A 13535-nucleotide genomic window follows, 5' to 3' on the forward strand; every position below is an offset into this window, starting at 1 on the left:
CTTAGATTTTTCTGTTTGTATCAAATTGTTCAAAATAATCAGCGACTCGGCGCACGAAACTTCCTCCTAAAAAACCATCAACCACACGATGATCAAATGATAATGATAAGTACATCATACTTCGGATAGCTATTTCGTCTCCGCTTTCAGTTTCAATAACTTCTGGGCGTTTCTTTATGATTCCTAGAGCTAAAATTGCTACTTCAGGTTGATTGATAATAGGTGTTCCCATGACACTTCCAAAAGTTCCCACATTAGAAATCGTAAAGGTGCTGCCCTTAATATCATCTCCAACTAGTTTATTTTCTCTTGCTTTATTTGCCAATTCATTGACATTTTCCGCAAGTTGCTTTAGATTTTTAGTATCTGCATTTTTTACAACAGGGACAATTAGATTTCCACTTGGCAATGCCGTAGCCATACCTATATTTATATCTTCTTTAATAATGATATTATCTCCGTCAACCGAAGCATTAATATTTGGAAAATCTTTGACCGCTTTAGTAACTGCTTCAACAAATAATGGTGTAAATGTTAAACGCTCTCCATACTTTTCTTGAAAAGCAACTTTATTAGCATTTCTCCAATTAACCATGTTTGTTAAATCGGCTTCAACGTAAGCTGTAACATGTGGTGATGTATGTTTAGAATACACCATATGGTCCGCAATCATTTTACGCATGCGGTCCATCTCTACAATTTTGCCTTTACCTTTATCGAAACTTAATTGTGGAATACGATATGCTGTTGGGTCTTGTTGAGCGACAGGCTGTACAAATTTGTATGGTCTTCCGTCTTCTATATATTGAAATAAATCACTCTTTCTTAATCGACCTTCATTGCCTGTAGCTGGAATACGGGCTAGTTCTTCAAAACTAATATGTTGCTCTTTAGCAATTGAAATGATAAGTGGTGAAAAAAACGTGTTGTCGTTAGAAACAGAAAATGAATTTGAAGTTGGGCTTGAAACCTGTTGAATTGGCTTTAATTTTTTTATCGACTTTTTCTTTTCAACTTTTTTATTAGGACTATTAGATTCTTTTGCCTTAGGTTTTGAAGAAGAAGTCCCATCAACTTTAATTATAGCAATAGTCTCTCCAATTTTTATAACCTTATTGGCTTCGTATAAAATCTCTTCGATTACTCCAGAAACATTAGATGGCACCTCCGAATCTACTTTATCGGTTGCTACCTCGAGTAGCATTTCATCCTCTTCAATTCTATCACCAACATTTTTAAACCAAGTAATAATCGCAGCTTCAGTAATACTCTCGCCTAGCTTAGGCATTTTAAATTCAAAATTCTCCAATTCTGTCTTATTAAAATTATTAAGAAACAAAGATAGGCAATATCCTATTTTACAATTGTTAATAACTTCTAAATTAGAATTAAAAAGAATATTTATCTTTATTTTACAAATTAATAAGTTTTTTATTCTTTTATATTTGTTTTACATAGACTTTAAACAGATAATTTTCTTATGGGCTATACACTTGATGAAATAGACACACAAATACTAGAGATACTCCAAAAGGATAGTAATCAAACAACTAAGCGTATTTCAGAGCAATTAGGCATGACAACGTCACCAGTCTTTGAACGTATTAAAAAGCTAGAAAAAGAAGGTTATATTAAAAAATATGTAGCCGTTCTGGATAATAAAAAAATAGGCTTAAAGCTTACAGTTTTCATAGGAATTACTTTGCAAGGTCATACCAGAAGTTACCTTGAAAAATTTGTAAAAGAAATCAATGATTTTCCTGAGATAGTAGAGTGTCATCGTGTAAGTGGGAATTTTGACTATCTACTAAAACTAGTTGTTGAAGATATTGAAGCCTATGAAACGTTTATCATCTCTAAATTGACGTTACTTCCTTACTTGGGAAATGTACAGAGTTTGATTACCTTATCTACAGGAAAAGAAACTAACGAGTTGGATTTGAGTAGGATTTAATTATTACTTCTTAAAAGTTTCACGAAGTGTTTTGTAGATGTCATCCTGAACTTTCGTATTCTCCGGAACCTTTCTAAGTGGCTCCGCTTCTTTTAATGACTGGTGACAGTCTTCTGGTAATTGTTGATAGAGTTCCGTTCCTTTGGTTTTCCAAGCAATCATTTCATCACTGACTTGTTTAATTATTTTAGCGGGGTTTCCAACTACTAAGCTACGCTCTGGAATTTTAGTTTCTGCTTTAACAAATGCCATTGCACCCACAATACTTTCATCTCCAATTTCGGCATCATCCATAATTACAGAGTTCATACCTATCAGACAATTTCTACCCAAATTAGCACCATGAATAATGGCTCCATGTCCAACATGAGCACTTTCTTTTAAAACGATTGACTTTCCAGGAAACATGTGTACCGTGCAATTCTCTTGCACGTTCACACCGTCTTCTAAAATGATTTGTCCCCAATCTCCACGAATAGCTGCACCAGGACCTATATAACAATTTTTACCAATAATCACATTGCCCGTGACTGCTGCTAAAGGATGCACAAAACTACTTTCGTGAACAACCGGAATAAAACCTTGGAATTCGTATATCATTTTATAATTCTTCTATTATCGACTTACCTTTGCTTTTATCACCAGAAGTCCATTGCCATTCTTCATGCAATCTAATTTTACCATTCTCTAATATTTCCGGAATAGATTTACACGTGCCTGTCATTAGGACTCCTTCGATATTAATCTGATGGTATCGCATATCTATTTCTCCACTTGATGAAACTAGTCCAATAAGATGCCCTTCAACAATTTTACCACCAGAGTATTTAGATGTTAGTATATTTCCTTTTTGTTTATAGAGAAATATGGTATCTTCTGAAGTTTCACCATTAACAGTATTCTTTATGGCTTTAAACTTCTTATTGTTATAGAAAAACATTATCTAAATCCCTTTAATTTTTCCTTTGTAAAATCAGACAAAACTAATCTACCACTTGTTTGAGCACGTTCTGCTAAAAGTTCGTCCCAATCTTCAGTCCCTTTCCAGAATACTTTTTTCATTTCTAGCATAGCCTCCGTATTGTAAGTACATAAATGCTCGGCGGTTACTTTTACAGCTTCGTCCAATTCCTCAGTACTGTCATAAACATGCGTAAATAAGCCTTTTTGCTTTGCCCATTCTGCAGGATAAAACGAATTTGCATCAATAGCAATTTGTGACATAGCGCTTAATCCCATCTTACGCTCAATTGCAGGTCCTACAACAAATGGCCCAATCCCTATATTAAGCTCGCTTAACTTAATTGCTGCAAACTTTGTTCCCATACAATAGTCGGTCGAAGCGGCAAGACCTACTCCACCTCCAACAGTTTTACCTTGAATACGACCAATGATAAACTTTGGACATTTTCGCATTGCATTTATGACATTGGCAAATCCTGAAAAGAAAACTTTACCTGTCGCCGCATCATTAATATTAATTAGTTCTTTAAAACTAGCTCCTGCACAAAATGTGCGATCACCACCACTTTTTAAGACAATGACTTTAATAGCATCATTTTGTCCGGCTTCAGTAATGGTATTAGCCAATTTAGCCAAGATATCTCCTGGTAACGAATTATGAGCAGGATGAAAGAATTCAATATAGCCTACTTCGTTTTCTATAATTTGTTTTACGTATGGTTCTGTCATGATTTCTGTGAAATTATATCTTCAATTTTTTTGATGTAGTCTTTTGAAGTTTTCATATCTGGATTTAACTCCAGTGCTTTTTTAAAATTAATAAGCGCATTATTATAATCTTCGGACACAAAATAAGCTTCACCCAAGCTATCGAATAAATTAGCATTTTCATGAAATTCTTCCGTTAAAAACTTGAATACTTCTAGCGCTTTTTGGTTTTGCTTCTCGTTCAATAAATCGTAACCAAAATTATTTAAATCGTTCAATGCAAAATCATAGGTTACAGTATCTCTTTTACTGGCTCTGAAGTTCTGATAGGCTTTCGTAGGGTTTTCGTTAAAATCTATTCTGAATATTGATGTTAAATTAAGCTTAGGATATGTGATCACCATTGGTTCAATGTCTCTGAAGAATAATTTTACCCAATCATTTAATCCGGCATCTGATGTGTTATTAACCATTACAATAATTCCATAATCAGAATCTGGACAAATTAAAACACCGCTTTGTACTCTATTAGATGTTCCTGTTTTAGAATAATAATAGCCTTCTTTTTCAGCAAAACCCATATTTTGCCAAAGGTAACCAACCTGCTCATCTTCTTCTTTATCTTCAAAAAGCAAACGTGATGATTCCTTAATCCAAGGTTCATTTTTATTATCTACGAGATATTGCATGTATATAGCTAAATCTGGCAGTGTTGAAATCGCACCACCTGCTGCGCCATAAACCGGGTCAAAATCTATAGGCGACAATATATTCCCTTTATACCCATTTATTATTCGGTCCTTGTATTTTTGAGATTCGTCAAGATAAGTGTCATTCATTCCAAGTTCCTTGAAAAATACATTCATCTGCTCTTTAAAAGGTTTCTTATTTACTTTTTCTAAAATGTATGCTAGCAACTCTGGCCCAAGCGAATTATATGCATATACTGTTCCTGGTTTTTTATTAACCTCAACCTCTTTGAGTTCCAATAATAAATCATCTATGGTGTAAAAATCTGTTTTAAAATCGTATGTCCCATGTGTTACCTTATATCTGATAGCTTCAAAACCTTTTGTAAGTTTATTTTTTAAACCCATGCTATGGGTTAATAGATGCTGAATCGTAATTGGATGTCCTTCAAATTCTAGGTTTGAATAATCACCATCTAAATACTTTCGGATATCATCGTCCAAACCAATTTCACCAGTCAAAACAGCTTTTGCCACTAAAGAGCCTGTGAAGGTTTTAGTGATAGATGCTATTTCGTAAAGTGAACTATCATTAGGTTTATTATTGCCATCTTTATCAATTGTACCATAATAATTTTGATACATCTCGCCATCCTTATAAATAGCTACTGCAAATGAATTAGAATTCCCTTTTTTAAGAATATCCTCTGAATAAGAATCAACTAATTCTGTTAGTTTTTCAAAAGTCAAATTAGTCGGAGTAGTTTCCGTTTTCTGATTCTTTTTTTGATTACAACTTAAAACCAGTAGAATTAAGAATAGAAAATATAATGTGTTTTTCATGATAGTGTATAAAAAGATAGTCTTTTGGATTACTATAATATTGGTCTAAGATATCCCTAAAATTTCAAAAATTAAAGCCTATTAACTTTGAAATTATTGCACCTATTAGTATTGCAGCAAAAGAAATAATAAAATAAAGTATGTAGAATAAAATCTGAATTAAGATGTATCTCAAAAAAATATTTACAAATCTCTTTCCTTTAAAAAATTGCCAATATGTCAATAAGCTGTATCCAATGCTACTTACCAAAATAGCTATCGTTAATATTTCCTGATTAAAAAAGAAAGTACAAGTGAACAGCATTATCATTGTAAACTGTTGCCCTGTAATATATAACTGCAGAACTATATGCTCATAGAAATTGTATTTTGTTTTAAAGAATGCTATGTAAGATGCCAATGAATAGATTGGCACAAATAGAAACACCAAATAGGTTTGATTGGTTTTTAACCAGTCAAAAATTCCACTATCTGTTAGCTTAAATTTAGCTTTTTCTTGATTAGCATTATCAAAACCCTCCTTAACATTGTTTAAAATTTCAGCAAGAAACGAATCAACATTCAATAAGTAAGAAACAAATATGTAAATAGTTGTAGTAACAAGTAGGAATGATAAAGGCTTATAAAAGGGTTTTCTTTTTCCGTCTATAAAATCTCTAATTGCATGTCCAGGCCTAACAAAAAGCTCTTTTATTGTAAATAAAAAACCTCTATTAATTTGAAAGATGTTATTTTGAAATTCATCCTTTAGCGTTCTAAAACTAATAGCACTAACCGATTTTCTCTGACCACACTTTGAGCAAAAATTCTCAGTTACTGAATTTCCACAATTTTTACAATTCATCATTCAAATTTAGTTCACTTAGAAGTATTCATTTTGCTTCAAATCAAACCAAATTGTTCAAAATGATGGTTCAGATGCTTTCGCTCCAATAAATACCATTCATATCTATTCAGCTCTCCAAATACCATATTAGCTAGTTTAGCATCTGGGTTTTCTTTAAAGTATTCTAAATATGCGTTTCGCTGTTCCTTAAATTTTTCAATAGCAACAGCTAAATTTTCATGCTTCAAATCATCCAGCGTGTCTTTTTCTAGCAACGGAAACTGACTGTTCTTCGGGAATTTTTGATAATTCCAAAGGCTATTTTTTACTTTTTCCAAAATCTTTTCTGGTGTAGAAATTTCAAAATCTTGAATTTCGCCAGCAGCTATTTTATAGGTGTATTCCAAATGTTCAACCATGTGTTGTGGTGTCATTATTCCCCATTTTGGTTTTAGGTCATCAGACAGTTTTGATAGACATTCGTCAATCTTACTATCTGTCATTTCCGCAAACGTTTCTTGCTTTTTTTGAACCATTGTCAAAATGGTAGCAACCGCCACTAACGGACTATCTTTATCTGTTTTTTGACTTTCTGGTCTGTTTTCAAAATTCCCATCAAACACTTCTACATGCCATTTTACGATTCCGCTTGGATGTTCGGCTGAAGCCACATCACGGTCTACTTTTTCTTTACATGTTAAACGTACGTAAATCGTATCGTTATGATATAACGGTCTTAAAAACCGAATACTATCTAATCCGTAATTGGCGGCTACAGGTCCTTTATTAGGATAAACGAATAATCCTGCTGCTGCAGAAATAATAAAATAACCATGTGCTGTTCTTTTTTCGAAAATACTGCCGTCTAAGGATGTAATATCTGTATGCGCATAGAAATGGTCCCAAGTTAAATTGGCAAAATTCTGAATGTCGTTATCAGTTAAAGTACGCTTATGCGTTTTCATTGACATACCAGCTTCGATATCTTCCCAATGGTATTTAAATGGATGCTCTTCTGCTTCAGTATACTTTGCATTCTGCTGATAAACTCCAGTAATCTCCGTAATTGTTGTTGGTGAACCCTGAATAGCTGTACGTTGTAAATAATGTTTTATACCACGCATTCCTCCCATTTCTTCACCACCACCTGCACGACCTGGACCACCATGAACTAAATAAGGTAATGGTGAACCATGTCCTGTACTTTCTTTAGCACTTTCTCTATTCAATACTAAAATTCGACCGTGATGCGATGCAGCATTAACCACATAATCTTTGGCAATGCCATCATCATTAGTTGCAATTGAAGACACTAACGACCCTTTACCCATTTGCGCTAAAGTTATCGCTTCATCTAAATTTTTATATGGCATAATGGTACTTACTGGACCAAATGCTTCACGTTCATGAATAATGGTATTCTGAAACGGATGGTCTGCTCTTAATACAATTGGGCTTATAAATGCACCTTTTTTGGCATCTGCTCCTATGGTTTCAATCTTATCTAAATCACCATAAACAATCTGAGCTTCTTTTGCCAAGTCATTGACCGAATCTCTTACAGCTTGCACCTGCTGTTGACTTACTAAAGAACCCATTCGGACTTCTTTTAATCTTGGGTCACCAATCGTTACTTTATCTAAGGCTTTACCTAATGAAATTTGAACGTCTTCAACTAGATTTTCTGGAACAATGATACGTCTAATTGCTGTACATTTTTGGCCAGCTTTTACGGTCATTTCTTTTCTAACTTCTTTGATGAATAAATCAAATTCTGGTGTTCCAGGAACTGCATCTTCTCCTAAAATGGATGCATTTAATGAATCTGCTTCCATCGTGAATGGCACAGATTCTTGTATTATTCTTGGGTGCGCTTTTAGTAAACGACCTGTTTGTGCAGAACCTGTAAAGGTTACGACATCTTGAGATTCAACGGTATCTAGTATTGTTTTAACTGTTCCGTTGATGATTTGAAGTGCACCTTCTGGTAAAATTTTAGAATCTATAATTACTCTTGCCACAGCTTCCGCTAAATACGATGATGACGGTGCAGGTAGTACCACTGCAGGAACTCCAGCCATCCAGTTTACAGCGCATTTTTCTAACATTCCCCAAACTGGGAAATTAAAGGCATTAATATGCACTGCAACGCCTCGTTTTGGCACCATAATATGGTGTGCCATAAAACGTCCACCACGAGATAAATCGACAGCATCACCTTCTATATGATAGGGTTGGTTTGGGAATAATTTTCTTAAAGACGCATTAGCGAATAAGTTACCAAAACCACCTTCAATATCTATCCAACTGTCTACTTTTGTAGCTCCTGTTCTATAACTTAAATCATAAAATGCATCTTTTCGTTTTGTGAGATATAATGCTAATTTCTTAAGCATATTTCCACGTTCTTGAAACGTCATCTTACGAAGCTGCTCGCCTCCTTTGGTGCGTCCGTAGTTTAGAATTTCAGGGATATCTAATCCTTCAATGGCTACGCTTGTGAACGCCTCGCCTGTTACGGCGTCAAGGATTGGTGTTCCTTCTTCTTTTCCTGTAGTCCAATTGCCTTGAACGTAATGCTGTATTTTTTCCATAATTAAACGCGTTCTATAATTGCTGCATAACCTTGCCCAACACCAATACACATCGTTACTAATGCATATCTTTTATTTTGCTCATGTAATTCCAATGCTGCTGAATACGCAATACGTGCTCCAGTGACTCCAAGTGGATGACCAATAGCAATCGAACCACCATTTGGGTTTAATCTTGAATCATCATCTGCTAATCCCCATGCTCTTGTGCATGCTAATGCTTGTGCTGCGAATGCTTCGTTAAGCTCAATCACATCGATATCAACCATACTTAATCCAGCTTTTTCTAGTGCTTTATTAGAAGCCTGAACTGGACCGATTCCCATAATTCGTGGCTCTACGCCAACGACTGCAGAACTTACTATTCTTGCTAATGGTTTTAAATTATACTTTTTGACAGCATCTCCTGATGCTATTATTGTAGCTGCTGCACCATCATTTAATCCTGATGAATTACCTGCAGTAACGCTTCCGCCTTCTTTTTTAAAGGCTGCTCTTAATTTTCCTAAAACTTCAAGGGATGAATTTGGTTTTACAAATTCATCTTTTGAAAATTGAATTGGGTCTTTTTTACGTTGCGGAATTTCTACAGTAACTATCTCTTTTGCCAAACGTCCATTTTCTTGTGCTTTGGATGCTTTCATTTGACTCCAATATGCAAACTTGTCTTGGTCTTCTCGAGAGATATTATATTTCTCAACAAGATTTTCAGCAGTATTTCCCATACCATCAGTACCATATAGCTTATGCATTTTAGGATTTACAAAACGCCACCCAAACGTAGAGTCATACATTTTAGAATCACCTCCAAATGCTGTTGATGGTTTTGCCATGACGTATGGTCCGCGAGTCATATTCTCAACACCACCAGAAATAAATAGGTCGCCATCTCCTGCTTTTATAGCACGATTGGCATGAATGATTGCTGACAATCCTGAGCTACATAATCGATTTACGGTTTCGCCTGGAACTGTAAATGGTAATCCCGCTAATAAAGATGACATACGCGCTACATTACGATTGTCTTCTCCTGCTTGATTAGCACAGCCTATAATTACATCGTCATAAGCTTCCTTTGGGATGTTTGGATTACGTTTTACAACTTCTGCAATTACCAATGCTCCTAAATCGTCTGTACGAACAGCAGATAAGGTACCTTTATAATTTCCTATTGGTGTGCGGATTCCGTCTATTATATATGCTTCTTTCATTATTCTTTTAATTTAGCAGATAATACAGCTTTTTCAATTAATGGTTTCATGATTTTTTCTTCTTCAGTCTTATAAAAACTATTAAGAACTAATGTAGAATTAGTATTTATTTCCTTACAATATATCGCTATCGTATACTCTACATCATCATTTACTTGTGTTGTTCTCATCAACAACATCTTTACGTCATTAATTTCAATTTCTTCCTTATAACTTTCTTTTTGACTTTCCAACATTCTTTTCTTTAGTTCGCCATAGGATTTAGGCAGCAAATTAAACTGCATTGCCGAAGATTGAGTTTCGGTGAAATAAGAATTTTCCTTTTTATGAATATAAATAGATTCATCTACTTCAATATCAAATTTTACATCTTCAAAATTCAATTTATTTACTTGGCTAAAAGCAATAAAGCTAAATGTTAATACAAATAAGAATATCAATTTCTTCATTCTTCCCAATCTTTTTGAGTTCTATAAACCACACCTTTAAAAAGTGCTACTAATTCATCTCCGCGTTTTACTTCGATGATATTAAATCCTAATTTATTATTTACTTTTTCAATAACTGATTCAGCCACCAAATAATCTCCTTCTTCTAGAGCTTCAATATGATTAATACTAGTTTCAATAGAAACTGCATATTTTCCATGTGTGTTTGCAGCAAATCCGAATGCTGTATCTGCTAACGAATAGCTAATACCTCCATGTGCTTTGTTCATGCTATTTAGCATGTCTTTTCTGATGGTCATTGCCACTTTACAACGTCCTATTTCGCATTCAAGGATTTCAATCCCTAACCAAGTACTGTAAGCATCTTGACTCAACATTTTATATGGAATGGCTTCGCCTTTCATTAAAAAAATGTTTTATGTTCTCTACTCATTTTTCGTAATAATGGACTGCATCGATATCTATCTTCATGATATTCTTCGTACAATCTATCTAACGCTGTAACACATTTATCGATTCCTATTTCATCTGCCCACGACAATAATCCCTTTGGATAATTAACTCCTTTGGTCATGGCATTATCTATATCTTCAGCTGAAGCAATATTTAAAAATAATGCATCTGCTGCTTCATTAATTAACATCACCAAAACACGATTAAAAATTTGCTCTGCTAAAGCTTTATCTTCTACTGGATTTGGTTTAGTTGCACCTTCTGAGTAATCATAATAGCCTTTACCAGATTTGCGTCCTAAATAACCTGCCTCAGCAAAACGCTTTTGAGTAAATGCTGGCTTATATCTTGGGTCGAAATAAAATGCTGTAAACACAGTTTCTGTTACTGTATAATTAACATCGTTGCCAATGAAATCCATCAATTCGAATGGTCCCATTCTAAATCCGCCAATAGTTTTTAAACTCCAATCGATGGTAGCAAAATCTGCAATGCCTTCTTCATAAATTCTTAAGGCTTCACCATAAAATGGTCGTGCCACGCGATTTACGATAAAACCAGGTGTATCTTTAGCAACTGCTACCACTTTTTTCCAATTAGAAATAGTATCAATTGATTTTTGAAGTACGTCATCAGATGTTTGAATTGCAGGAATGACCTCAACCAGTTTCATTAAAGGTGCTGGGTTGAAAAAGTGAATTCCAACACAACGTTCTGGTTTCTCTAAAGATGCGGCAATAGATGCTATCGATAAACTTGAGGTATTAGATGCGATGATACAATCATCTGCAACGTAACTTTCAAGTTCTGAAAACACTTTCTTTTTGATTTCAAGGTTTTCAATAATAGCCTCAATTGTGAGATTTGAATCAGACAAATCTTTCAAGTTATTTACATAGCTGATGTTTGATTGAATTCTGATTTTTTCATCAACATCAATTCGTCCTTTTTCAATTAATCTATTTAAGATTTTTTCGAGAGACGCTTGAGCTTTATCTAAAGCAGTTTGATTAGTATCGTATAATTTTACCTGACAACCAGCAGTAGCAGCAACTTGTGCGATACCACTTCCCATTGTTCCAGAACCTATAATTCCTACGTTCATAGTTTTATATTAAAAAGGTAAATTCTTAACATCGACGTTTCCGCCCGATAAGATAATCCCTATTTTTTTATTTTGAAATTCTTCTTTATTCTTTAATACTGCTGCAAACGGTACAGCACATGAAGGCTCAATAATAATCTTCATTCGCTCCCAAATCAGTTGCATCGCATTTACAATTTCATCTTCCTCAACACGGATAATCTTATCGACATACTTTTGAATAATCGGAAAATTCCTATCTCCCAAATGTGTTCTTAATCCGTCAGCGACCGTATGAAAACTATCATTAGTTTCTATTTTACCAGAAATTAAAGAGCGATATGCATCATCTGCTTCCATAGGTTCTCCTCCTATAACTTTGCAGTTATTTGAAAAATAATGTGCTGCTAAAGCTGTTCCTGCAATTAATCCTCCACCACCAACTGGTGTTAAAATTACGTCTAATTCTGGACATTCCTCTAACAATTCCATTGCAGCAGAACTATTGCCATAAATGACCTCATCTTGATTTGAAGGATGTAAAAAAGAGGCACCTTTTGCCTCCTTAATTTTATTTGCTGTTGCCTCTCGAGCTTGAGGTGTAGATTCGCATTCTATTATCTCACCTTCATAAGTTTTTACACCATCTTTTTTGACTTGAGGTGCATTTTCTGGCATTACGATATACGCCTTTACACCTAATTTCTGAGCAGCTTTCGATACGGCTTGCGCAAAGTTCCCTGAAGAATGTGTTACCACACCACGTTGTCGTTCTTCTTCAGATAAGGATAAAATCGCATTAGCTGCACCACGCATTTTAAAGGCACCCATTTTTTGAAAGTTCTCACATTTAAATACAATGTCTGCTCCAACCATTTCATTTATCAGGCTTGAGCTTAGAACTGGTGTTTTATGAATAAATGGTTTTATTCTATTGTGAACTTCTATGAGGCTATCTTTATTCAATTAGTTGCCTTTGAAATTTGGTTTACGTTTTTCAATAAATGCTGCAACTCCTTCTGCATAGTCATTACTACTCGCTGCCTCTATTTGTAATTTAGACTCTAAAGCCAATTGCTCATCTAAGGTATTTGTCATAGAGCTATTAAATAATTCCTTTATTAAACCTAAAGCTTTTGTCGGCATATTAGCTAGCTTAATTGCTAGTTTAGAAACCATTTCCTCAAATTCCTCTACTGTGACAGATTTATAAATCATTCCCATTTTTTCAGCCTCTTCTGCAGAAATCTTATCACCCAACATGGCTAAAGCTTGTGCTTTCTGAAAACCAATAAGTCTAGGCAAAAAGAATGTACCAGCACTATCTGGAACCAAACCAATTAAACTAAAGGCTTGAATAAAACTCACTTTCTCATGAGCCACAACAATATCACAAGCTAATGCGATGTTAGCTCCTGCTCCAGCAGCAACTCCGTTTACTGCTCCAATAATAGGTTTCTTGATTGAACGTATTCTTGTAATGATGGGATTATAGTGCTCTTCTAAAATCTTTTTAAATCCTGGATTTAATTCAGGATCTGTCACTTCTTTTAGATCTTGACCAGCGCAAAATGCTTTGCCATTTCCGGTTAAAACGATTGCTCTTACGTTTGAATTGGTTTCGCAATCATCTAAAATAGATTGAAGACTTAATGCCATTTCGCGATTGAAACTATTGAATACTTCTGGTCGGTTTAGCGTAATGTGCGCTACTTTATTTTCAATCTTTAATACAATTGAACTGTTACTCATAATTAAGTT

General features: G+C 34.6%; 14 protein-coding genes. 1 reads left to right on the forward strand and 13 read right to left on the reverse strand.

The window, feature by feature from the left end:
• Position 1: 1 nt before the first annotated feature.
• Positions 2-1288, reverse strand: a complete 1287-nt coding sequence (locus BTO05_RS06470) for a dihydrolipoamide acetyltransferase family protein (protein ID WP_087493302.1) — start codon at positions 1286-1288, stop codon at positions 2-4.
• A 192-nt stretch (positions 1289-1480) separates the two neighbouring features.
• Here BTO05_RS06470 and BTO05_RS06475 point away from each other — a divergent pair, with 192 nt between their 5' ends.
• On the forward strand, positions 1481-1954 hold the full coding sequence (locus BTO05_RS06475) for an Lrp/AsnC family transcriptional regulator (protein ID WP_087491873.1): 474 nt from the start codon (positions 1481-1483) through the stop codon (positions 1952-1954).
• Positions 1955-1957: 3 nt separating this feature from the next.
• On the opposite strand, the gene BTO05_RS06480 is transcribed toward BTO05_RS06475, so the two are convergent.
• From BTO05_RS06480 to BTO05_RS06535, 12 genes are all read right to left on the reverse strand, one after another.
• On the reverse strand, positions 1958-2554 hold the full coding sequence (locus BTO05_RS06480; protein WP_087491874.1) for a transferase hexapeptide repeat family protein: 597 nt from the start codon (positions 2552-2554) through the stop codon (positions 1958-1960).
• Position 2555: 1 nt separating this feature from the next.
• Positions 2556-2894 (reverse strand): n-acetylglutamate synthase, encoded by a 339-nt coding sequence (locus BTO05_RS06485; protein WP_087491875.1) that lies wholly within the window; start codon positions 2892-2894, stop codon positions 2556-2558.
• Entirely contained in the window at positions 2894-3646 is a 753-nt protein-coding gene (locus tag BTO05_RS06490) for an enoyl-CoA hydratase/isomerase family protein (protein ID WP_087491876.1), read from the reverse strand. The genes BTO05_RS06485 and BTO05_RS06490 overlap by 1 nt, the downstream gene beginning before the upstream one ends.
• Positions 3643-5157 (reverse strand): serine hydrolase, encoded by a 1515-nt coding sequence (locus BTO05_RS06495; protein ID WP_087491877.1) that lies wholly within the window; start codon positions 5155-5157, stop codon positions 3643-3645. The genes BTO05_RS06490 and BTO05_RS06495 overlap by 4 nt, the downstream gene beginning before the upstream one ends.
• Positions 5158-5221: 64 nt before the next feature.
• Positions 5222-6004, reverse strand: coding sequence for a DUF3667 domain-containing protein (locus BTO05_RS06500; protein WP_087491878.1), 783 nt, complete (start codon positions 6002-6004; stop codon positions 5222-5224).
• A 35-nt stretch (positions 6005-6039) separates the two neighbouring features.
• Positions 6040-8577, reverse strand: coding sequence for a phenylacetic acid degradation bifunctional protein PaaZ (paaZ, locus tag BTO05_RS06505; RefSeq protein WP_087491879.1), 2538 nt, complete (start codon positions 8575-8577; stop codon positions 6040-6042).
• Between the two features lie 2 nt (positions 8578-8579).
• Complete coding sequence (gene pcaF / locus BTO05_RS06510; protein ID WP_087491880.1) at positions 8580-9788, reverse strand: 3-oxoadipyl-CoA thiolase; 1209 nt, start codon at positions 9786-9788, stop codon at positions 8580-8582.
• Positions 9788-10237, reverse strand: coding sequence for a hypothetical protein (locus tag BTO05_RS06515; protein ID WP_087491881.1), 450 nt, complete (start codon positions 10235-10237; stop codon positions 9788-9790). Before BTO05_RS06515 ends, pcaF begins: the two co-directional genes overlap by 1 nt.
• Entirely contained in the window at positions 10234-10641 is a 408-nt protein-coding gene (locus BTO05_RS06520) for a hotdog fold thioesterase (protein WP_087491882.1), read from the reverse strand. Before BTO05_RS06520 ends, BTO05_RS06515 begins: the two co-directional genes overlap by 4 nt.
• Positions 10641-11795, reverse strand: coding sequence for a 3-hydroxyacyl-CoA dehydrogenase NAD-binding domain-containing protein (locus tag BTO05_RS06525; protein WP_087491883.1), 1155 nt, complete (start codon positions 11793-11795; stop codon positions 10641-10643). The genes BTO05_RS06520 and BTO05_RS06525 overlap by 1 nt, the downstream gene beginning before the upstream one ends.
• 9 nt (positions 11796-11804) lie before the next feature.
• Positions 11805-12740 (reverse strand): threonine/serine dehydratase, encoded by a 936-nt coding sequence (locus BTO05_RS06530; protein ID WP_087491884.1) that lies wholly within the window; start codon positions 12738-12740, stop codon positions 11805-11807.
• The gene (locus BTO05_RS06535) at positions 12741-13526 is read right to left on the reverse strand and encodes an enoyl-CoA hydratase-related protein (RefSeq protein ID WP_087491885.1); all 786 of its coding nucleotides are present in this window, start codon (positions 13524-13526) and stop codon (positions 12741-12743) included. It abuts the gene before it with no gap.
• Positions 13527-13535 lie beyond the last annotated feature (9 nt).

Origin of the sequence: Winogradskyella sp. PC-19 (assembly GCF_002163855.1) — a bacterium.
In the GTDB taxonomy this organism is placed as follows: Bacteria; Bacteroidota; Bacteroidia; order Flavobacteriales; family Flavobacteriaceae; genus Winogradskyella.

Coding starts and splice junctions, on each gene's coding strand:
- BTO05_RS06470 (WP_087493302.1), bottom strand. CDS start 1,288: ATGCCTAAGCTAGGCGAGAGTATTACTGAAGCTGCGATTATTACTTGG.
- BTO05_RS06475 (WP_087491873.1), top strand. CDS start 1,481: ATGGGCTATACACTTGATGAAATAGACACACAAATACTAGAGATACTC.
- BTO05_RS06480 (WP_087491874.1), bottom strand. CDS start 2,554: ATGATATACGAATTCCAAGGTTTTATTCCGGTTGTTCACGAAAGTAGT.
- BTO05_RS06485 (WP_087491875.1), bottom strand. CDS start 2,894: ATGTTTTTCTATAACAATAAGAAGTTTAAAGCCATAAAGAATACTGTT.
- BTO05_RS06490 (WP_087491876.1), bottom strand. CDS start 3,646: ATGACAGAACCATACGTAAAACAAATTATAGAAAACGAAGTAGGCTAT.
- BTO05_RS06495 (WP_087491877.1), bottom strand. CDS start 5,157: ATGAAAAACACATTATATTTTCTATTCTTAATTCTACTGGTTTTAAGT.
- BTO05_RS06500 (WP_087491878.1), bottom strand. CDS start 6,004: ATGATGAATTGTAAAAATTGTGGAAATTCAGTAACTGAGAATTTTTGC.
- paaZ (WP_087491879.1), bottom strand. CDS start 8,577: ATGGAAAAAATACAGCATTACGTTCAAGGCAATTGGACTACAGGAAAA.
- pcaF (WP_087491880.1), bottom strand. CDS start 9,788: ATGAAAGAAGCATATATAATAGACGGAATCCGCACACCAATAGGAAAT.
- BTO05_RS06515 (WP_087491881.1), bottom strand. CDS start 10,237: ATGAAGAAATTGATATTCTTATTTGTATTAACATTTAGCTTTATTGCT.
- BTO05_RS06520 (WP_087491882.1), bottom strand. CDS start 10,641: ATGAAAGGCGAAGCCATTCCATATAAAATGTTGAGTCAAGATGCTTAC.
- BTO05_RS06525 (WP_087491883.1), bottom strand. CDS start 11,795: ATGAACGTAGGAATTATAGGTTCTGGAACAATGGGAAGTGGTATCGCA.
- BTO05_RS06535 (WP_087491885.1), bottom strand. CDS start 13,526: ATGAGTAACAGTTCAATTGTATTAAAGATTGAAAATAAAGTAGCGCAC.